Annotated in this window: 16 protein-coding genes; 5 read left to right on the top strand and 11 right to left on the bottom strand. The window is 37.1% G+C overall.

Features of this window, described 5'->3' with window-relative positions; all coding sequences use genetic code 11:
- Positions 1-25: 25 nt before the first annotated feature.
- The 4 genes from H8718_RS05170 to spoIIR form a co-directional block, all read right to left on the bottom strand.
- Entirely contained in the window at positions 26-439 is a 414-nt protein-coding gene (locus H8718_RS05170) for a DUF1934 domain-containing protein (protein WP_249332073.1), read from the bottom strand.
- A gap of 101 nt (positions 440-540) precedes the next feature.
- Positions 541-1,347, bottom strand: a complete 807-nt coding sequence (gene murI / locus H8718_RS05165) for a glutamate racemase (RefSeq protein WP_249332071.1) — start codon at positions 1,345-1,347, stop codon at positions 541-543.
- A 10-nt stretch (positions 1,348-1,357) separates the two neighbouring features.
- Positions 1,358-2,407: a D-alanine--D-alanine ligase family protein gene (locus H8718_RS05160; protein ID WP_249332069.1), complete on the bottom strand. Its 1,050-nt coding sequence runs from the start codon at positions 2,405-2,407 to the stop codon at positions 1,358-1,360.
- Positions 2,408-2,520: 113 nt separating this feature from the next.
- Entirely contained in the window at positions 2,521-3,159 is a 639-nt protein-coding gene (gene spoIIR / locus H8718_RS05155) for a stage II sporulation protein R (RefSeq protein WP_249332067.1), read from the bottom strand.
- Between the two features lie 141 nt (positions 3,160-3,300).
- Between spoIIR and H8718_RS05150 the strand changes: the two genes are divergently transcribed.
- Both H8718_RS05150 and H8718_RS21030 read left to right on the top strand, forming a co-directional pair.
- Positions 3,301-4,473: a MalY/PatB family protein gene (locus tag H8718_RS05150; RefSeq protein ID WP_249332065.1), complete on the top strand. Its 1,173-nt coding sequence runs from the start codon at positions 3,301-3,303 to the stop codon at positions 4,471-4,473.
- 53 nt (positions 4,474-4,526) lie between these two features.
- Entirely contained in the window at positions 4,527-5,030 is a 504-nt protein-coding gene (locus H8718_RS21030; protein WP_408646567.1) for a putative ABC transporter permease, read from the top strand.
- Here H8718_RS21030 and H8718_RS05145 read toward each other — a convergent pair.
- The 5 genes from H8718_RS05145 to H8718_RS05125 all read right to left on the bottom strand — a co-directional run bounded on the left by H8718_RS05145 (position 4,982) and on the right by H8718_RS05125 (position 10,807).
- The gene (locus H8718_RS05145) at positions 4,982-5,980 is read right to left on the bottom strand and encodes a glycosyltransferase (RefSeq protein WP_249332063.1); all 999 of its coding nucleotides are present in this window, start codon (positions 5,978-5,980) and stop codon (positions 4,982-4,984) included. The two genes, H8718_RS21030 and H8718_RS05145, sit on opposite strands and share 49 nt — an antisense overlap.
- A 678-nt stretch (positions 5,981-6,658) precedes the next feature.
- Positions 6,659-7,843, bottom strand: coding sequence for a Ger(x)C family spore germination protein (locus H8718_RS05140; RefSeq protein WP_249332062.1), 1,185 nt, complete (start codon positions 7,841-7,843; stop codon positions 6,659-6,661).
- A complete protein-coding gene (locus H8718_RS05135) occupies positions 7,836-8,939 on the bottom strand; it encodes a GerAB/ArcD/ProY family transporter (protein WP_249332060.1) in 1,104 nt (367 codons plus the stop codon). Before H8718_RS05135 ends, H8718_RS05140 begins: the two co-directional genes overlap by 8 nt.
- A 2-nt stretch (positions 8,940-8,941) precedes the next feature.
- Positions 8,942-10,594, bottom strand: a complete 1,653-nt coding sequence (locus H8718_RS05130; protein ID WP_249332058.1) for a spore germination protein — start codon at positions 10,592-10,594, stop codon at positions 8,942-8,944.
- Between the two features lie 15 nt (positions 10,595-10,609).
- Positions 10,610-10,807 (bottom strand): CLC_0170 family protein, encoded by a 198-nt coding sequence (locus H8718_RS05125; RefSeq protein ID WP_249332057.1) that lies wholly within the window; start codon positions 10,805-10,807, stop codon positions 10,610-10,612.
- Between the two features lie 553 nt (positions 10,808-11,360).
- Between H8718_RS05125 and H8718_RS05120 the strand changes: the two genes are divergently transcribed.
- The 3 genes from H8718_RS05120 (at position 11,361) to H8718_RS20510 (ending at position 16,278) form a co-directional block, all read left to right on the top strand.
- The gene (locus tag H8718_RS05120; RefSeq protein WP_249332055.1) at positions 11,361-13,250 is read left to right on the top strand and encodes a beta-N-acetylhexosaminidase; all 1,890 of its coding nucleotides are present in this window, start codon (positions 11,361-11,363) and stop codon (positions 13,248-13,250) included.
- Between the two features lie 279 nt (positions 13,251-13,529).
- Positions 13,530-14,126 (top strand): zinc ribbon domain-containing protein, encoded by a 597-nt coding sequence (locus tag H8718_RS05115; RefSeq protein WP_249332053.1) that lies wholly within the window; start codon positions 13,530-13,532, stop codon positions 14,124-14,126.
- Between the two features lie 151 nt (positions 14,127-14,277).
- Complete coding sequence (locus H8718_RS20510; protein ID WP_283246155.1) at positions 14,278-16,278, top strand: phosphotransferase; 2,001 nt, start codon at positions 14,278-14,280, stop codon at positions 16,276-16,278.
- Between the two features lie 554 nt (positions 16,279-16,832).
- On the opposite strand, the gene H8718_RS05100 is transcribed toward H8718_RS20510, so the two are convergent.
- Positions 16,833-19,205, bottom strand: a complete 2,373-nt coding sequence (locus H8718_RS05100) for a glycogen/starch/alpha-glucan phosphorylase (RefSeq protein WP_283246154.1) — start codon at positions 19,203-19,205, stop codon at positions 16,833-16,835.
- Positions 19,202-20,683: a 4-alpha-glucanotransferase gene (malQ, locus tag H8718_RS05095; protein WP_249332052.1), complete on the bottom strand. Its 1,482-nt coding sequence runs from the start codon at positions 20,681-20,683 to the stop codon at positions 19,202-19,204. The genes H8718_RS05100 and malQ overlap by 4 nt, the downstream gene beginning before the upstream one ends.
- Positions 20,684-20,982: the final 299 nt, after the last annotated feature.

The following is a 20,982-nucleotide window of genomic DNA, read 5'->3' as shown; positions in this document are numbered from 1 at the left end:
TTGCTTTGCTTTTCCCTATAACACTCTACTTTACTCTCTCAATACAATATATATTATCACTTATTTTTTTACCTTGCATCATCATTTCGTATTTTATCTTTAAGTTTACATCTTTTTCTGAGATTTCACTTTCAATTTCATGCGTAGTCACATAAATATTAAGTTTACCATAAGGTGTCTCATAATGGGTTGCATAAGGTTTCTCTACGTCAAAAATCATAGTAGATTCAAGGGCTCCACTGCGTTTAATCGAAACAATACCATTTTTAATTTTAACTAAGTTGTTAATCGTTACATTATAATGAGGGTCAACTTGCTTGAAAGTAATGTAAGAACTGCCATTACGTTCTGCTACTACCCCCTCTATAATCATTTCATCTACATTATCATGTTCCTCATACTGCTGAGATGTGACAAGTTTTAATTTTAAGTTCTGCATATTTTCTCCTTCTGCACTATCAAAAATGAGAGTGGATGCTCCGCTAAGCTTAACGGAACATGACACCCCCATCTTTATGCTACTCTTTACTTGATCATACTTTAGTAAGATTCAATATCTACTTTTTCTACTTGTGTAACGGGATAATCTAAAAAGATTTGAGCCATCTTCTGCATACGACTTGGATGATCACTCACATAGAATTTATATGTAGCAACCTCCCCATCACTTTGTTTATCTGTACTTTTAAGAAGTCTTTTAATATTAAAAGCTGCTTCTGTAGCTGGATTAATCAGTTTAATAGAAGGCCCTAATACCTTTCCAATTTGCTCAGTAAGCATTGGGTAGTGGGTACATCCTAAAATAAGGCTATCAATACCTGTACTTGCTAGTGGAAGAAGGTACTCTTCTATAACTTCTTTTGTGATTTTGTGCTGCGCCCAACCTTCTTCTACTAATGGTACAAAAAGTGGGCAAGCTCTATCATACACTTCAAGCTCTGGTCTTTCTGCTTTAAGAAGCTCGGGATACTTACCACTTGCTACAGTCGCCTCTGTCCCTATGATACCAATTTTATTATTCTCTGTTGCCTTAAGAGCCATACGTACACCCGGTTCTACTACTCCTTCTATAGGAAGACCTGGGAATAATGCTCTTAGCTCTTCAATACAGTTGGAATTTACTGTATTACAGGCAATAATAATGGCTTTAACATCTTTAGTTTGTAAAAAACGAATAATTTGTGCTGAAAACTTTGTAACAGTCTCTTTTGACTTACTTCCATAAGGCACTCTCGCTGTATCACCAAAATAGATGATTGATTCATTACTAAGCCTTTCCATGACAGCTTTAACTACAGTGAGCCCACCTACTCCTGAGTCAAAAATGCCTATTGGTCTTTTATCCATAACGTTCTCCTTACAGGCATGCTAAATCTAGTAATCTTGTAATAAGGTCTTTTGTCTCTATACCTGCTGCTCTCCAAAGCATTGGGTACATACTAATAGAAGTAAAGCCAGGAAGTGTATTGATCTCATTAAAGATAATACCTCCATCTTCTTTAACAAAGAAGTCTACCCTAGAAATTCCTTTACCTTCTACTGCTTCAAATACATCTTTTGCATAACGTCTAATTTGCTCTTTAATAGCAGGATCTAAGTCTGCATCCACTACCGTTTTAGAATCTGGGTTATTATATTTCCCATCATAATCATAGAACTCTGCCGCTGAGAAAATTTCACCTACACCCGATACTTCTATATCGCCATTACCAAGTACTGCAGTCTCTACTTCACGTCCTACAATGGTCTCTTCTACAAGCACTTTACAGTCATGCTCAAAAGCAAGTTTAAGACCTGCTAAAAGTTCTACTTTATTCGCTGCTTTTGAAATGCCTACAGATGAACCTGCATTAGCTGGTTTAATGAAGTATGGATAAGGGAAAGCCGCTTCAATTTTGCTCACTACTGCTTCTTCGTCTTTTAATTCTCTCTCATAAACAAGTACGAAGTTTGCTTGAGGCACACCTTTTTCTTTCACTACTATTTTAGTGAAGGCTTTGTCCATAGAAACTGCAGAAGCTAATACCCCGCAACCTACAAATGGAATTTGTGCAAGTTCAAATAGACCTTGGACGGTACCATCTTCACCATTTCTTCCATGTAATACTGGGAATATCTTATCTATTTTAATGTAAACGGGTACTTCTTCCTCTTTTAATACAACAAGGCTTCTTTGAGTGGCATCTGGACTAAGAACAGCCGGAATACCTACTTCTTGCCATCTATTGCAGGTAAAGTCTGGGTTATTACCTGTATAGAGTAACCATCTTCCCTCTTTGGTAATCCCTACAGGATAAACTTCAAATTTACTATGATCTATATGCTTCATTACAGTTGTAACGGATTTTAAAGATACTTCATGTTCAGATGATTGCCCCCCAAATAGGAGTAATACACTTTCTTTCATTCTTACTTTCTCCCTTCACTTATACGCTTAAGCTTAATTGTATTACTTTTATTATAAATATTCAAGACTTGCCCCCATTTGTGCATTGTCTCCATGTAAAATAAAAAATGGCTCTATTTACCGAGCCATTCTACAATTTTAAATCTTATATCATAAGGTTTATCTGCTTGGAAAGCTACAATATCATATTGTTCTTTTGTAAGGTTTTCTTGTAACTCTTCTTTGCCTTCTAAAGGCACCACGCCTGTTGCGGCATCTACATAGCATAAAGGTGGAAACATGACACACCACCAGTTTTGTCCCTTACCTTCTCCAATCACAATACGGCATGCCTCGTAGTTGCCCGCAGGGAATACAATATCTCCATAAGACTTCGTTGGGAAATCTTCATGTGTAAGCTCTGTATAAACACTATAGTCCTTACCCCAGTTCGTAATAATAGTCTGTGCGACCTGGGTAATCTCATCCATATGATCATTAATACGACTACGTGTCTCTTCAATACTAGGAGAATCTGCTAAGATAGGTTCCATATACATAAGCACTGCGTCACGTACATTCTCCTTAAGGAGCTGATCCTCTGTGGTATCACTATTCGCAATGACATGGAAGCGAATAACACTTTCACTTAAACCTGAAGAAATAGTCTGTGCATAATCCGTCATTAAGAAGAAAGAAAAAGCAAGCATAAAACAGATCACACTTGATATGTAAACAACTTCTAACCAATATTTATTGATAAACTTTGTCATGGTCATAACCTCCTCAAATAATCTAATAGGAGTATTACCATAACCTATATTTTTATACCTTAATTTAAATATATTTTTAGTTTTTTCAAACTATAGAGTATAATAATGTTAACCTTATACTCTAAAAAAGGAGTGTTTATTATGAATTATGATTTTGACCATCCTCTAGACCGCCTACATACAAACTGCTACAAAGTCGATGCAAAAGCTTACTATAACATGCCTGAAGATGTCTTATCCCTATGGGTAGCGGATATGGATTTCGCCACAGCCCCTTGTGTGCAAGAGGCTATCGTTAAAAGAACGAGCCACCCTATTTATGGTTATACTTTTATTCCTGATGCTTACTATGATGCCATCATTCACTGGATGCATTCCCGCCATAACTGGCTCATTCAAAAAGACTGGATCGTCCCTACACCTAATATTCTCTGTGGTATGTATATGGCTTTACAAACCTTTCTTTCAAAAGGAGACAAAGTTATTATCCAAAAACCTGTCTATAATAACTTTGAAACAGCTATCTTAAACAGTGGATGTGTACCTGTTAACAATGCGCTTCTTTATAAAGAAGGAACATACACCATCAACTTTGAAGATTTGGAAGAAAAGCTGAAAGACCCAAAGGTGAAAGCCTTTATTCTCTGCAATCCTCATAACCCTGTAGGCCGTGTTTGGACAAAAAAAGAACTTACCCAGTTAGGTAAGTTATGCGTTCAATACAATGTCCTTATACTGTCAGATGAAATCCATCACGACCTCATTTATAGCCATGCTCAGCATACTTCTATGGGCAATCTTTCACCTGAGATTTTAAACCAGCTTATCGTATGCACTTCACCAAGTAAGACGTTCAACTTATCCGGTATAAGTTCTGCCAACTTCATTATTGCCAATCCTTCCATTAGAAAGCAGTTTACAGCTCAGCTTAACTGCCTTTCTCTTCATAACTTATCACCACTTGCCATCGATAGCCTTATTGCAGCTTATACAAAAGGTGCCGAATGGGTAGATGCCTTAATAAGTTATTTGGAAGCGAATCGTAACGATGCTCTAAACTTTATCAAGAAAGAACTTCCTCTACTAAAAGTAACACCTTGTGAAGGCACTTATCTGCTTTGGATTGATATGAGCGCCCTTCCTTATAGCCAAGATGAACTCATGATCTTCCTCTCTCAAAAAGCTAAACTCTGGCTAAATGCTGGTACAACTTATGATAGTGATCATGTAGGGTTTGTTCGCCTTAATTTTGCTGTACCAAAGGCTGTACTTGAGAAGGCTTTAAATCAGCTTAAAGCTGCTTTTGATGCATAAAATTTCCAATCAGTGTAGATATTAAAGATAACCTATTTAGAAAGAGGGTCTTTATGTCTACACTTTATTATTTAACCTTTAATTTCTTATTCTATTCCTTTTTAGGTTATCTTATCGAACAGATTTATGCTCGCTTTACACATGGACATTTTAAAAGTGAGGGATTCTTATATGGACCTTTTAAACCCATGTATGGTTTTGCTATGACTTTTTTAATTGCCATGCTCTATTTGTTCAAGGTAAGTCCTATAGCCATGCTTGTCCTGTGTCTTGTTATCCCTACAGCTGTAGAATACGTCAGTGGTTTTTTAATTAAGACCTTTTTTCACGTCTTATATTGGGACTACTCCCTTGTTAAATGTAATTATCAAGGTCTTATTTGTCTGCCCTTCTCCTTAGCTTGGATGGGATTATGCTTTATTGGCATTTATTATTTTCAGCCTTTTTTAAATACCTTCTATATGAGCTTTGCAAATTGGTGGAGTATTTTATTTTGGCCATTTCTTATTTATTTGGCTTTCGACTTCTTCTTGACTGTACGTCGGCTAGCCGTTTGAGTGTGCGCACTTCCTCTAATAGGATGTATACGCTCTAAACTTAATTTAAGCTTTTCATCGCCACAGATTTCTTTCACTTTATCTACTTTGTATTTCACACCGGCCTTGCTCTTGCCATTGACTTCATTATAAATAGCACCAAAGGCCATCCCTACATAACGCATATCCAAACGATTACGCATCATTTCCTCAAGACCTGCTTCTTTTATATACCCTTCAAGTAAACTGTGTACCCTCATTTGGTCAGTCCACATATTCTTATTATAGGTATGAAGGATAGATTTTGGATTTTGTACATAATGATATAAGAATTTTGGTACAATACATAAACTCTCTACTTTTAATAAAGCTCTTACGTTAAAAACTAAATCTTCCATAAAACCTATACATTCTTCAAAACGAAGGTTATTTTTTTCTATAAAGCTTCTCTCATACAAGCAGCGCCATACACAACCCATGACATAGTTATAACGAGGCATAATATCATCTACCCCTACCATATTGCTTACTATAACTTTTATAACTTCCTGCTGATTTAAAATTTCTTTCTTCACCTTAAAGCGTTTAGGGACGCTATTATTTTTATCATCTTTATAATAATTACACAGACAAACAGGACACCCTAATGAATGGATCTTCTCATACATTAGGGCATACATATCTGGTTCAACCCAATCATCTGGATCTACAAATCCTACATATTGCCCACTAGCTCTATCAAGACCCGCATTTCTCGCAGCTGATACCCCTGCATTTTTCTGGTCAATCACGATAATACGTGAATCCTTCTCCTCATAAGCTCTACAAATGGCTAAACTATCATCCTTAGAACCATCATTAATAAGTATAATCTCAATATCTTCTAATGTCTGAGCTAACAAAGAATCTAAACATCTATTTAGATAGTTTTGAGCATTGTAGATAGGAACAATAATACTTACTAACTTCATCTCTCTCCTTCACTTCCTTTAAATAGTCTCTCTCTTTAGATTATACTACCAAAATGTAGAATATGTTAATTTTCATCTCTACTTAATCTATTTCTTCCTATTAGCATCTCCACGCTTAATTTATAGTATTCTTTTTTAAAAAGAGGTGATAACAAAATAGGCTATTTCCCTTTGCTATCACCTCCTTCTTATTATTTATTTTTTATTTTGTGTGACTTACTTCTACTACTTACCCTCTACACTCTAAGGCACCCACCTATTCTACTCATAACAGTCCTTTTCATTCCTTCAGTCCTGTGTTCCACACCTCGAAGTTGCATGTCTGAGCGAAGCGAGTTTGCAGCCTCCATAAGCCTATCAAACTTAGAGCTACTTATCATTCTGTAAACAGAAGCTGGAAAAGTATCATCACCTACTCCTTCCACAGCAGTTCTTTTTACTACTTCACTCCTGTGTTCCACACTTCGAAGCTGCATGTAAGGCTAGGTGCGCTACTCTGTAGGTTTCCTTTGGAGGAATGTCTAGAAGCTCTTAGTGAAGATAGACTCATGGTATTTAGCTGCGTGTCTGAGCGAAGCGAGTTTGCAGCGTTCATGAGACTATCAATCTTAGAGCTTCTTACATTCCGGAAACAGAAGCCGGAAGAGTAGCTCACCTAGCCCCTCCACAGCAGCTTTTCTACTCCTCAATTCCTGTATTTTGGATATCAACATTAACACCTATACTAATAGGCATATTTTGATAAGTCTCTCTAAGCCACCCCGGTTTATATTTGGCCCACATCTTAGGGTACTTACGATACATAGCTTGACCTATCCCAAGAAAATCTATATTCATTTCTTTAGATTTATCAATTCCCACACCTACTTGAGTAATAATTTCTTCTGCTAGAAGTGTTTTAATTTCTTCTATAGTCCCATCTTTTGTAAGGTTTGTACCACTTTCAGTAAGGTACTCTGAAATACTGCCTTTTACATCCATTTCAATCAGACATGTTGGTCCTTCTGGTGTATCTTTAAATTTAATCTTACTCTTTTCATCTTTAATTTGGTAAGTTAAGAGATTATCCTCATAGACCACTACCACAGGTGAATTCCTTACCTTTCCTTCTACTAGAAGTTGCCCACGTACTTCTTCCTTAGTAAGGTAGCCTACTAGTTCATTATTATGAATAACGGCCCCACCACTTATATCAATCTGGCCTTTCATTTCTTCTTTATCGGTCTGATCAACATGGAATACAGGTAGAGTGGAAACACCTGTGTCCTCCATTTCTTTAATATAAGTGCCTACTAATTGTTTTTTGAAAAAGCTTGTAGCACGCTCTTTATTATTAAAGTAGTCCATAATATAAAGTCCTAGTATAGGTTGCTCATTATTCTCTATTTCAGTTGTCGTACTCGCCTCACCATTTACTGCCAAAAGGGGTACATTTCTTGCAATAAGCATATCTCTCGATAAAGCATCTAGGGTAGCTTTAAAAAGTTTAGGATCCTTTAAAAGGTCTTCCCCTAAAAAAAGTGCTTTTACATGACTAAAGCTAACAGAATTCTTACTACGTAGCTCTATATCCGCAATACTCGTTGCTATGGTCGCTGACTGTGAAGTTAAATTGGTTTCTACATCTTTAGCGAGACTATCCGTACCTGAGAGCTTACCAAAGTCAGGAATTGTATAAGAAATGGTATAGACAGGCTGACCATCTAACAACCTTTCTGGATCGTACTTATAATCAGTATTTTTATCTATAGCAAGCTCTAATATAACAGACCGACTATTCACCTCTGTACTATCCCAGCATCCTGTTAGCATCATAGGGAGCATACATAAAACCATAATTTTTATAAACTTCTTTTTAATCATGTACACGCCCTCCTAAATTTCTGAGTTTTGCTAGGATAAGCAAAATAAGTGGCAATATAAATAAGAAGAAAATACCTATCTGCCCATTAAAACGTACTAAATAAGTATAAGACTCTGCTAAACTGCTTGGAATCATACTGATAAAGAAAACAATAGGAACAAGAGGCAGTGTCGTCACATTTTGCCTATGAAAATGTACAAGTCTACTGATTGTAAGAGAAGCCACATACATAGCCCCACTAATGTACATATAAATACTCATAATCCACCAGCACATCATAAAGATTTCTTGATTCTCCACAAAAGAACCAGGCAACTGTATACTCTGCATTAAAGTGAGTACCGGCCAAAGTTGTTTAGTACTTGTGACCATACCTACCCCTGTAAAGGTAAGGGCAATTAAAATCACTTCTACGATACTAATAATACCTACTGCCCATAAGCATACACTTTTTAATTTTCCTGGCTTATTGAGTAAACAACCTGTAATAAGTAGAAACTCTAGAGGCATAAAAGTCATACTGACATAGTACGCCCCTACCAGCATTCCCTGTGGCCTAGCTGTAAACATAGGTAGGAGTTGCTTATAATCTGTCTTAATAATAACTAAACAAAAAATGAGTACAAGAGGTGCAAAAACAAAATAAATGACTACTTCTGCCATACGCCCGCAAGCCTCAATACCTGATTTAATCAAATATTGAGCAGCAAAAAGTAAAATTAAAATAATCACCGGAAGAGGTGTTTTAGGTAATAGTACCTGTGATACCATCTCTGCAAACATACGTAATTCAAAGCCTGCACCCACAAGGAGTTTAATTACATATAACCCAACAATAACAAGGCCAATCCATTTGGTCAGCACCTTAGGGGCTATAGTATCTAGCCCTTCTCCTGGGAACCTTTTAAGAAGAGATGTAATCGCCCAGATGTAAAGGGTACCTATTGCGAAGCCTATAATCGGAAGCATATAGCCATCATGTCCTGCTATCTTACCTGCAATACGAGGAAGAATAAGCATAGACATATTGAACATTTGGAGAATAAGCAAAATCTTTGCCTGCCTTATTGAAACATTGGCATTATGTGTATACATGATTATTCATCCCCTTTCTTTGGTTCACCTTTTATATCTGTAGCAGTCTGAGCGCTATCCGGTCCTGGAGGTGTTTCTGTTACACTATTTGAATCTGATAAACGAATACGTGTCTTTTGATGCTCTCTTGCATAACGTGGTCTACGATTTTGTAGGAAAATAGGGAATCGAATCATCGTATCCCTAAAGTCTCTATAGCCATTTCTATCTCCCGCTGTATAAGGTGCAAAGAATGGTGTACCAAAACTTTCAAGAGAGGATAAATGTGCTAAAAGCCAAATAAGCCCAATTAAAAAACCATAGAGTCCAAACATGGCACAAATAATAATGAAGATATATCTGAGTAATCTATAGGCTGCTGTAAGGCCATAGTCAGGAATAGCAAAGGTTGCTATAGCTGTAATGGCAACAATAATAACTATCATAGGGCTAATAAGTTTAGCATCTACCGCTGCCTGTCCAATAACAATACCCCCAACTACCCCTATAGCATGTCCTACCGGTCCCGGTAGCCTAATTCCTGCCTCACGAAGTAGCTCAAAGGCCGTCTCCATAATAATAATTTCTAGTACACTGGGTAGGGCTATCCCCTGCCTGGATGCCGCAAGGGACACAGCTAATGACGTAGGCAACATAGCTGGATGGAAATTAAGTATAGCAAGATACACGCCTGGCAAAGCAAAAGATAAGAAAGATACAATATAACGGAGTATCCTTGTAAAGCTCATAATCTGCCATCTTTGATAGTAATCTTCCGATGCTTGATAGAAGCTGTTAAGCGTAGTGGGTACGACAATAACAAAAGGTGAGTTATCTACAACAATAGCCACTTTCCCTTCCATCAAACTTGAAGCCACTTTATCTGGCCTTTCTGTAGCCTGTGTCTGTGGGAATGGACTCTTCCAGCTATCCTCTATAAGCTGCTCGATATAGCCACTATCAAATACACCATCTATGGTGTATTTCTTAAGTCTTGTCCTTACTTCTTCTACTAAAGATTCTTGTACGATATCTTCCATATACATGATAGCTATATCTGTTCGGCTTCTTGTTCCTACTGTAGTCATTTCTACCTTAAGCTTGGTATCACGAATACGTCTTCTAACGAGAACTGTATTAAAACGGATCGTTTCTACAAAACCATCACGAGGCCCTCTAACGACAGCCTCTGTCTCAGGTGCACTAACACCTCTTGTTGGCCATCCTCTTGTGGCAATGACCAAACCCTTAGACTCACCATCAACAAAAATTGCAGTATCACCTGATAATACTGCATTGACCATATCATCCATTTTCTCTACTTCTTTAATATCAAAAGTCGCTGAGAAATGATCCATAATAAGCTTAGTCTTAGGCTTATCAACAGCAATACGTTCTTCATTTAAGTTTTTGTAGTCAATAATACGCGATAAGAAGAAGTTTTCTATAATATCACGGTTGACCATCCCATCAATATAAACACCATAAATACGAATAGGGGTAAGAGTACCTATATCGACCTCTCTTTTAACCACATCCATACAATTTTTGAAAAGGTAATTAATATTTTTTATATTAGCATCTAGAGATTCAGCTAAAGGCAATGTAATTTTATTGTCTTTATCATGAAATGCATCTTCCCTACTTGGGCGATTGACCCTTTCTATTTTATCCATACCCACTCCTCCTTCCTAATCCACAAATAAAATAAGCGCACTGCAAATGGCTATAATAATATAGGCGTAACCCACAAACTTTGTAAATTTAGCTTCCTTCTTTAGATGATTAACAGCAAGAAAGGTACGTGTCTGATGAAACGCCATATAAACACCAATTCCGAACATAACCAGCACAATATAAATACTCAGCATTTCCTGTAATTTTGCCATAAACACACCTCAACCTATTATGTTTTGCTTCTAACACATTTTGTGAAAAAATGTGGAAAAATATGCACTATACGAGGTAGAAAAAGTATATTAGAATACTTGTAAGATGGTTTTAAGCGGAAATTAGAAATAACGCCTCAAACTCGCTACGCTTAAACATGAGGCTAAGTACATTTCTCTTGATATCTCATGAAGTTCTAATCAAAAAGTTCCAAAGGCAGGTTCCATAACCCTCCTCCCCTTTCCCTCTCTATGCGCTCGGGTAAGCTTTAGGAATTCTCGTAGGCTTTCGGCATACAACAAGGCATCTAGCAAGTATTTCGGGAGGGGGGACGAAAGAAGGGAGAGCTAGGGGTACTCAAAATATCCATCAAGAATTTTGAGCGTAGAGACTAGAAGAATAAAATAAGATAAGTACTCTAGTTATGCTTAGTATAGAAATAATTAAGTATTTAAAGAGTTATTTGATAAACTTATTATTTGTATAGTAAGTATAAGTCATACTTATTTTAAAGTAAGTAATATTATAGGATGTAGTAGGAGGATATAAACGATGAGATTTACCGGGGATTTACTTGAACTTGACTTTGGTTTAAATGAAATGAAGCAATTCTTTGGATTAATGCTAGATGAGGACGTTGAAGTTGTTCAGCTAGGTCATGATGAAGAAATTTGCTTACGTATTACACGTGGTGATGTAAACCGTATTGAATATAAGGCAAAACACCACTTCTTTAGAGGGGTTAGCCTTTACATGCAATTTGCTGAGGAGGGGCAAACCACTTTTAACTACTCCGAGAAAGCTTACATCCCTGTTTGTGGGGCTATGTTTGATGTATCTCGTAACAGTGTTTATAAAGTGTCTAAAGTTAAGGAGCTTCTTGTTCACCTTGCTATGATGGGGCATTCTACTTGTATGCTTTATAGTGAAGATACTTACACAATTCCTGAATACCCTTACTTTGGTTATATGCGTGGCCGTTACAGCGAAGAGGAAATTAAAGAAATTGATGAATATGCTTATCAATTAGGTATTGAACTTATTCCTTGTATTCAAGCTTTAGCCCATATGAAACAAACTTTAAAATGGAACTATGCCCTTCCTCTTAGAGATACAAATGATGTACTTCTTGTAGGAAGTGAAAAAACTTATGAATTCTTAGACCATATGTTTAAAGCTATTCGTAGCACTTTTAGAACCAATCGTATTCATATTGGTATGGATGAAGCTTGGGACCTTGGTCGTGGACGTTCTTTAGATGTAAACGGTCATAAACACCACTCAGAGCTTATGTCTATTCATCTTGAACACGTTTGTAAGCTTCTTGATAAATACGGATTCGAGCCAATGATGTGGGATGATATGTTTATGCGTGGTGCTGCTCCAGATAGCAATCACTATGACTTAAATGTTAATATTGATCAAAAGGTCATTGATAGTGTGCCACACAACATGTCTCTTGTTTACTGGGATTACTACCATCTTGAAGAAGATTTCTATAAAAAATCCATTGAACTTAAAAAAGGTTTCCAAAAACCTATTATCTTCGCAGGCGGTGTATGGAAATGGGTAGGTTATGCACCTAACTATGAACGTACTTTTCTAACTACAAATGCTGCTCTTATGACTTGCAAACGTGAAGGCATCAAAGAAGTATTTGCCACAATATGGGGAGATGATGGTGATGAGGCGCCTGTTGATATTACCCTGCTTGGCCTTATCTACTTTGCTGAACATTGTTTCTTAGAAGAAGTCGATATGGATTGGGTAAATAGACGCTGTAAATACTTAACAGGACTTACTGCTGATGAATTTAGAAGTCCGGAAGAATTAAACCTAATTGAAGGTGTACCTTCTCCAAACATTGGTTCACTTAACCCTTCTAAACAATTCTTATATCAAGATATTTTATTAGGCGCTTTTGACTTCTATGTAGAAGATCTTGACTTATCAAGTCACTACTTAGCTCTTGCTGATAAATACAGTGCTATTGCAGCCAAAAGTTGTTCTTATAAATCTATGTTCAATATGTATGCTACCCTTAGTACAGTGCTTGCGACTAAAGCTACTGTTGGGGTCGAAATAAGACAAGCTTACCTTGAACAAGATACTGAGACACTTGCTATGATTGCAGAAGAAGTCCTTCCTATGCTTATATCAGATGTGGAAGACTTCACAAATGCTCTTCGTACACTCTGGTATGAAGATTGCAAAGGGCATGGCTTTGAAATTTTAGACACACGTCTTGCAGGTATTATGGGTCGCTGTAAAACAGCTATTTGGCGTATCGAACAGTACTTAAACGGCTCAGTTACTGTTATTGAAGAATTAGAAGAAGAACGTCTTCCATTTAAAATGGGCTGGCATAACCATGATGGCATGATTAATCATGACCAATATGTAACGATTGCATCTCAAAACGTTATTTCACACGGATTATAAAGTGCTTCCTTTTATACCACTTAACGGTTCATAAGCTCATTAAAACTATCCGTAGCATGCGTACGAAAGAGGTTATCCCTTTCACACAAAATGAAAATGAAGTTACGCTTGACCTTACTTCATTTAATGTAAACGATGCTTTCTACGCTGAAGGTTTTATCCTAGAAGAAATGTAATTGTATTTTTCTTCCTTTTTATTTACATATTTTTATATTTTTATTTAAAATATTTAAAATTAATTGTATAATAATTGTAATTACACTTAAAGGGGAGAATAAAATGAAACGTTGTCCAAACTGTCAATTTCCAAATATAGATTCGGATTTAAACTGCTTTAAATGCGGCACCTCGTTACCTGATGAAAAGACCGAAGAGTCTGACCAACTAGAATCCGATTCATCTTCTACTACTTTTGATACTAAAACGAATATAACGACCTTTATACATACACCTACAGAGGAGCCTCATACTGAACCTCAAGAAGCTATAGCTAAGACAAAAGAAGAAACCTGTGTTACAAGTGAAGTGCCACTATCAGATGAACTGCCTCCACCTCTTACTACCAAAGCGCCTACTTTACCTACACCCACACGTATTCTTCCTAAATATAAGTCACTTCCTAGGTTAAGTATTGCTTCAAAACTCTTAGGTCTTGTACTAGGGCTAGTCTTTATTTTCTTAAGTGTAGGCTTCTTGCTACTATTTCCTAGTATTTTCAGCATTGCCTTATGTATTTTAGGTATATGCTTTGGAACCGTTCATATGCTTATGGGCTTTATCATTGCGGCTGGACTCGATTGGCTTAACGATGTAGAGTGTAACCAGCGTAAACAGCAGGAACTTATGAATCATATCTATCATAAACTACCTGAATAAGGCTAAAACCTAAGAGAATTTTGCTTATTTTAAGCTTTCTCTTAGGTTTTTTATTGATTTTATGGCTTATTTATCGTATAAGTATTGTTAGAACTCCATTTTTATTATAAGCTTAGAGAGAGTTTTAGAAATATATTAGAGGGGTGCAAAAATGTCTGAACCTATTTTAGTTATTATGGCTGCCGGCATGGGAAGCCGTTATGGTGGTCTAAAGCAAATTGATCCAGTAGGAAGTCATGGTGAACTTATCATCGACTATTCTATCTATGATGCTTTAAGAGCAGGATTCAAAAAAGTAGTATTTATTATTAAAAAAGCCGATGAATTAGCTTTCAAAGAGTCTATCGGGAATCGCATTGCAGAGGTAGTAGATGTGGAATATGCCTTCCAAGAACTTGATAAACTCCCTAACGGTTATAAAGTTCCTGAAGACCGTGTTAAGCCATGGGGAACAGCTCATGCTATTTTATGTGCAAAAGAACTTATTAATGAGCCTTTTGCTGTTATTAACGCAGATGATTATTATGGCCCAAGTGCCTTTAAAGCAATTTATACATTTCTTAAATCAAATCCAGCAGATGAAGCTTACCACTATGCAATGGTTGGCTATACTTTAAGCAATACTTTAACAGAAAACGGTCATGTTGCCCGTGGTGTATGCTCTGTCAAAGATAACATGCTTTGCTCCATTACAGAACGCACACATATTGCTAAACATGAAGGCATTACTCAGTTCTTAGAAGAAGATACATGGACACCAATTAGCGATGACAGTATTGTATCGATGAACTTATGGGGCTTTATGCCATCTTTCTTAGATGAAATTGAAAAAGGCTTTACGTCTTTCTTAGATCAAGCACTCATAGCTAATCCATTAAAAGGTGAATATTTCCTTCCATCTGTAGTAGATGGTCTTATCCATGAAGGTAAGGCAAAAGCAACTGTCCTTCACTCTACTGACCGTTGGTATGGTGTAACTTATAAAGAAGATAAACCTGTCGTTGTAGAAGCCATTAAAAACTTCCAAGAACAAGGCCTATACCCAGAGAATATCTGGACATTACCTTATTTAACACTTGCAAATCACTTTAAGTTTGAAGGTGATATTTTAACAGTAAACCCTACTGGTAATGGTCATATTAATGATACGCTCCTTGTTACAACGGATGCAGGTAAAAAATATATTTTACAACGTCTTAATCAATCCATTTTCAAAGAACCTAAAAACATTATGGAAAACATTGAAAATGTACTTTCACACCTTAAAGCAAAACTTGAAGGTATGCCAAATGTTGATTTAGAACGTGAACTTTTAACACTTGTTTATACAGATTCTGGCGACTGCTACTATATTGATAAAACGGGTGATTTCTGGCGTAGTTACCTCTATATCGATCATACTATTTCTTATGACATCGTACCGAATACAGAAGTTTACCGTAGCTGTGCCAAGAAGTTTGGTGAGTTCCAAAAACTCTTATCCGATTTTGATGCTTCTATTCTTCACGAAGCTATTCCAAACTTCCACAACACACCTGTTAGATTTGAAACTTTCTTAAAAACATTAGAAGCCGATCCAGTAGGTAGAGCTGCTAGTGTTAAAGAAGAGATCGATTTCTTATTAGCTCGTAAAGAGGATATGCATGCTTTAACAGATAAACTTGAAGCAGGCATCTTACCATTACGCGTAACACATAATGATACAAAGATTAATAACGTTTTAGTTGATGCTGACTCAAAAGAAGCACTTTGCGTTATTGACCTTGATACGATTATGCCAGGTCTTGCAGCATATGACTTTGGTGACTGCATCCGCTCTGGTGCAACATCAGGTGCTGAAGACGAACCAGACTTAACAAAAGTAAACTTCGTTACAGAACTCTTCGAAAGCTTTGCAGAAGGCTTCATCGGGGCAGTAGGCCAAAACTTCGACGAAGAAGAAATTATGTCCCTACTTATGGGTGCAAAACTTATGACACTTGAATGTGGTATGCGCTTCTTAACAGACCACTTAGACGGCGACAACTACTTCAAAATCCATAGAGAAAACCACAATTTAGACCGTGCGAGAACACAGTTTAAGCTTGTACAAGATATGGAAAATCAATGGGATGAACTTACAGCGATCATCAAAAAGTTCATCGTAAAATAAAGATTTATAAACTTAAAAAGAGAGAAGCTCACTTACATAGCCTCTCTCTTTTGTTTTCTCCTTATTTCTTATACTACGCAAATATCATCCCTCTTCCCTTTTCCTATTCTCCTTCCTGTAAAAATTATTTAGTTCGCTCCCCCACTTTTTGAGCTGAAGGGGTGGGTAGGAGGTACTATGGTGGTTTCCTTTCCCAAAAGAAGTATTTAGTTCGCTTCTTCCAACTTCTGTGGGCCGCTGGGCTGGGTAGGGGTGCTATGGAGGTTTCCTTTCCCAAAGGACATATTTAGTTCGCTTCTTCCAACTTCTGCGGGTCGCTGGGCTGGGTAGGGGGTACTATGGAGGTTTCCTTTGAAAGGTTGCTTAGAGCACCTTAATGAAGGTGTACTTACAGGTTTTAGCGAGATGTTTGAGCGCAGCGAGTTTCGAGCGTTTGTAAGTATATCAAGTTTAGGTGCTCTTAGCGTTCTAGAAGTAGAAACCGTAATAGTACCCCCTACCCAGCTCCCACCCTCACACAAAAAAGAGGACCCTAAGTCCCCTCTTCCCATCCTCTACTCCACAGGATTAATGCCCCATATTTCATTAGCATACTGCATAATAGTCCTATCACTAGAGAATACCCCACTGTTTGCAATATTCATGAGGCTCATTTGTGCCCATTTTTTCTTATTCTTATAGGCCTCAAATACTTTCTCCTGCTCCTCTTTGAAGGCTTTAAAATCTGCTAGTACATAGTATTGGTCTGCTCTATCCCAGTTAACGCCGTTAAGTAAAGAATCATAAAGCTCTCTAAAGCATCCAGTACCGCCGTCATTTAGTGTGCCATCTACTAAAGCATCTAGTACACGCTTCAAATCCGGATTTTGCTCATAATAGGCTCTTGGATTGTAGTTATTTTGCAGCTTTTCTATATCTTCTACACGCAGGCCAAAGATAAAGTTATTTTCTTCTCCACTCTCTCCTACTATTTCTACATTGGCACCATCATAAGTTCCAAAGGTTGGTGCACCGTTAAGCATAAGTTTCATGTTCCCCGTTCCTGATGCTTCTTTACCAGCTGTAGAAATCTGTTTAGATAAATCTGCTGCTGGCACTAATTTCTGTGCGTAAGATACGTTATAGTTGGAAACAAACACGACCTTCATCTTCTTTGAAACTCCCTCATCTTTATTAATGAGGTCTGCAATAGCTAAAATGAGTCTAATAATACTTTTTGCTCTATAGTAACCAGGGAAGGCCTTTGCCCCAAAGATAAAGGTAACTTTTGGTATATCTAACTCTGGATTTTCCTTCAATCTAAAGTATAAATCTAATATATAGAGCGCATTAAGATGCTGTCTCTTATATTCATGAAGACGTTTAACTTGGATATCAAAGAGAGAATCTGGATCAATTGTAATGCCTTCTTTCTCTTCAATATAATGTGCAAGCTGAACTTTCTTCTCATGTTTTATAGCCATGAGCTCTTCTAAAAAGCCTTCATCCTCTATATATTTCGTAAGCTGTTTAAGCTTTGTAAGGTCCATTGCCCAGCTTTCATTTCCTAATCTATTAGTTATAAGATGAGCTAATTCTCTATTCGCTAATACAAGCCATCTTCTAGGAGTGATCCCATTCGTCTTGTTTTGGAACTTGTAAGGGTAGAGTGTATACCAATGATGAAGTTCTGTTTCCTTTAGGATTTCTGTATGCAGTTTAGCTACGCCATTAAGAGCGAATCCCACATAAATAGCTAAGTTAGCCATGTGCACTTTACCATCCTTAAGAATCAAGCACGGATTCATCTTTTCCATGGTATATCCCTTATGACCGAGTTCTGTTTGCAACCTTTCATCTATAGCCTTAATAATCTGCAAAATACGAGGGAACAGTATCTCCATAAGTCTTATATCCCATTTCTCCAGGGCCTCTTGTAAGATAGTATGATTCGTATAAGCAAAAGTAGTCCTTGCAATATCTAAGGCCTTGTCAAATTCCTCTCCTTCCTCATCTACCAAAATCCTAATAAGCTCTGGTATGGCTAAAACGGGATGTGTATCATTAAGCTGAATAGCATGCCATTTAGCAAAATCACCCCAAACATTGCCATGATGCTTTTTAAAATCTCTTACAATATCTTGCATAGATGCACTTACTAAGAAGTACTGCTGCTTAAGCCTTAAGAGTTTACCTTGATCATTCGAGTCATTTGGATAGAGTACACGCGTAATATCCTCTGTACGATTTTTCTCTTCTAAAGCTTTATCATACTCTTGATTGTTAAATAAGTTAAAGTTAAATTCACATAAAGGCTCTGCTTGCCATAATCTAAGGGTATTAATGATCTCTCCACCATAGCCTATAATAGGTACGTCATAAGGAATAGCCTTTACCGTCATATCTTGAAATTTAACTTCTACTGTGTAATCGTCTTTACGGATACTCCAAGGATCTCCATATCCAAGCCATTCATCCGCTTCTTCTAACTGACCTCCATCCTTAAAGTATTGTTTAAAAAGCCCATTTCTGTATCTTAGTCCATATCCCTGTACAGGTAAATGCATGGTGGCACTGGAATCCATAAAACAAGCTGCAAGTCTACCTAAACCACCATTGCCTAGTGCTGCATCTTCTTCTACTTCCTCAATTTCATTTACGTTAACACCTAGCTCCTTTAAAAGCTCAGCAATTTCATCATAGGCCTGCAAATTAATAAGATTATTTCCAAGTGCTCTGCCCATTAAATATTCTGCTGATAGATAATAAGCCGCTTTGTGGGCTTTATATGCTTTTCTTGTATCATGCCACTTATCAACAATCTGGCTCATAAGTGCTGTACTTAATGCACCCCATATCTCAGGCTTCGTAGCATATTTTAAGTTCTTACCATAAGCTATTTTACTATACATTTCCATATATTCTTTGATACATTGTTTTTCTATCATGATAGGTTCCTCCCATAAAGCTTCGTCATACTATATATATGCTGAGCCAGTTCGTCCGTGAGCACACCTTCCTTCATACGCCACTTCCAGTTGCCTCCCAGTATACCTGGTTTATTCATTCGAGCTGTATCATCAAGCCCCAATATATCTTGCATCTGAGTTACCGCAAGGTCACTTACACTGCTCCAAGCCCCCCTAATAAATCCCCAGTTATAACCTTCTTCATGGTCTAGCTTTAAATAACTCCTCGCATGTTCTCCTACTTCTTTTTCTATGTCTTTAAACCAGCCTTTAATCGTACTGTTATCATGAGTTCCTGTATATATAACAGAATTTTTGATGCAGTTGTGCGGCAAGTAAGCATTCTCCTCATCTGAATCAAATGCAAACTGTAAGACCTTCATACCAGGATACCCTGTCTCTTCCCTAAAATCTAAAACCTCCTGTGTTAGAAATCCTAAATCTTCAGCAATAATGTCCATGTTTCCTAAAGCGATCTTCAAGGCATTAAAGAGTTTTATCCCAGGCCCCTTTATCCATTTGCCGTATCTGGCCGTATCCTCTCCATAAGGTACTGCCCAGTAAGATTCAAATCCTCTAAAATGGTCTATACGAATGACATCATAAAGCTTAAGCGATGCTTCCATACGTTTAATCCACCACTTATATCCTGTACGCTCTAAATAATCCCAATCATAGATAGGGTTACCCCATAACTGACCATCCTCTGTAAAAGCATCAGGTGGGCATCCAGCTACGACTATGGGCATTCTCTTCTCATTGAGCTGAAAAATCTCTGGATAAGCCCATGCATCACTACTGTCTGCTGCAATATAGATAGGTAGGTCCCCTATAATCTTTATGCCTATTCCATTAACATATTCCTTTAATTCTTGCCACTGCTTATAAAATTCATACTGAATGAAGACCCAAAAATCAATCTTCTCTTTTAGCTTTGTTCGATATGCCCTTAAAGCCTCTGGATAACGCTGTTTAATAGGCTCATCCCATTCTACCCAACTTTTATTATTCATAGCTTCTTTAACTGCCATATAGAGACTATAGTCCTCAAGCCAATGTCTGTTCTGACTTCTAAAATTTCCTATCTCGCCTTTAAACTTATCTTTTCCTTTTTCATAGGCCTTCCTCAGTACAGGATACTTAGTATAAAAAAGCTTCTCAAAGTCAACTCTTTCACTACTGGCTTCTTGTAGTGGCACTAAATCTTCTTCCTCTAGCAATCCCTCATCTTTTAATCTATCTAAATCAATAAAATAAGGATTACCTGCATAGGCAGAGAAGCATTGATAAGGAGAATCTCCATATCCTGTATGACCAAGCGGCAGTATCTGCCAATATTTCTGCCCACTTTGTTTTAAAAAGTCAGCAAATAAATATGCTGACTTTCCTAATGTTCCTATTCCATATTTCCCCGGCAAAGATGAAATATGCATCAAAATACCGCTTCCTCTTTTCATACGCTCACCCCTTTAGTTTATAGACAGACATACCCTCCACAAGCTTTGATTCTCACATTTCTTTTCCATATCCCTTGCCCATATGTAATCATCTCTCCTCCTGAAACTTATTTTGGAATCAGTTCGGATAACCCCTACTGGTATAATATATGAATTCCTATTATTTTCCATCACTCTATTTAAAATAAATAAAAACATTACAACACATAACGCTATTGTACTTCATCTCTACCCTATAAAAAAAGCAACTTAGTCTTTTAACTAAGTTGCTTTTTTTATAGGGTAGAGTAGATAAAATA

The organism is Zhenhengia yiwuensis, from assembly GCF_014384995.1.
Classification (GTDB): domain Bacteria; phylum Bacillota; class Clostridia; order Lachnospirales; family Cellulosilyticaceae; genus Zhenhengia; species Zhenhengia yiwuensis.
Note: the sequence above shows the minus strand (reverse complement) of the source record. Positions and strands in the feature narration are given on the sequence as shown.

What these genes read in the sequence shown, in the direction of transcription:
- H8718_RS05170 (WP_249332073.1), bottom strand. Translation starts at nt 439, where the DNA reads ATGCAGAACTTAAAATTAAAACTTGTCACATCTCAGCAGTATGAGGAA.
- H8718_RS05145 (WP_249332063.1), bottom strand. Translation starts at nt 5,980, where the DNA reads ATGAAGTTAGTAAGTATTATTGTTCCTATCTACAATGCTCAAAACTAT.
- H8718_RS05120 (WP_249332055.1), top strand. Translation starts at nt 11,361, where the DNA reads ATGAGATTTACCGGGGATTTACTTGAACTTGACTTTGGTTTAAATGAA.
- malQ (WP_249332052.1), bottom strand. Translation starts at nt 20,683, where the DNA reads ATGAAAAGAGGAAGCGGTATTTTGATGCATATTTCATCTTTGCCGGGG.
- H8718_RS20510 (WP_283246155.1), top strand. Translation starts at nt 14,278, where the DNA reads ATGTCTGAACCTATTTTAGTTATTATGGCTGCCGGCATGGGAAGCCGT.
- H8718_RS05160 (WP_249332069.1), bottom strand. Translation starts at nt 2,407, where the DNA reads ATGAAAGAAAGTGTATTACTCCTATTTGGGGGGCAATCATCTGAACAT.
- H8718_RS21030 (WP_408646567.1), top strand. Translation starts at nt 4,527, where the DNA reads ATGTCTACACTTTATTATTTAACCTTTAATTTCTTATTCTATTCCTTT.
- spoIIR (WP_249332067.1), bottom strand. Translation starts at nt 3,159, where the DNA reads ATGACAAAGTTTATCAATAAATATTGGTTAGAAGTTGTTTACATATCA.
- H8718_RS05135 (WP_249332060.1), bottom strand. Translation starts at nt 8,939, where the DNA reads ATGTATACACATAATGCCAATGTTTCAATAAGGCAGGCAAAGATTTTG.
- murI (WP_249332071.1), bottom strand. Translation starts at nt 1,347, where the DNA reads ATGGATAAAAGACCAATAGGCATTTTTGACTCAGGAGTAGGTGGGCTC.
- H8718_RS05125 (WP_249332057.1), bottom strand. Translation starts at nt 10,807, where the DNA reads ATGGCAAAATTACAGGAAATGCTGAGTATTTATATTGTGCTGGTTATG.
- H8718_RS05100 (WP_283246154.1), bottom strand. Translation starts at nt 19,205, where the DNA reads ATGATAGAAAAACAATGTATCAAAGAATATATGGAAATGTATAGTAAA.
- H8718_RS05115 (WP_249332053.1), top strand. Translation starts at nt 13,530, where the DNA reads ATGAAACGTTGTCCAAACTGTCAATTTCCAAATATAGATTCGGATTTA.
- H8718_RS05150 (WP_249332065.1), top strand. Translation starts at nt 3,301, where the DNA reads ATGAATTATGATTTTGACCATCCTCTAGACCGCCTACATACAAACTGC.
- H8718_RS05130 (WP_249332058.1), bottom strand. Translation starts at nt 10,594, where the DNA reads ATGGATAAAATAGAAAGGGTCAATCGCCCAAGTAGGGAAGATGCATTT.
- H8718_RS05140 (WP_249332062.1), bottom strand. Translation starts at nt 7,843, where the DNA reads ATGATTAAAAAGAAGTTTATAAAAATTATGGTTTTATGTATGCTCCCT.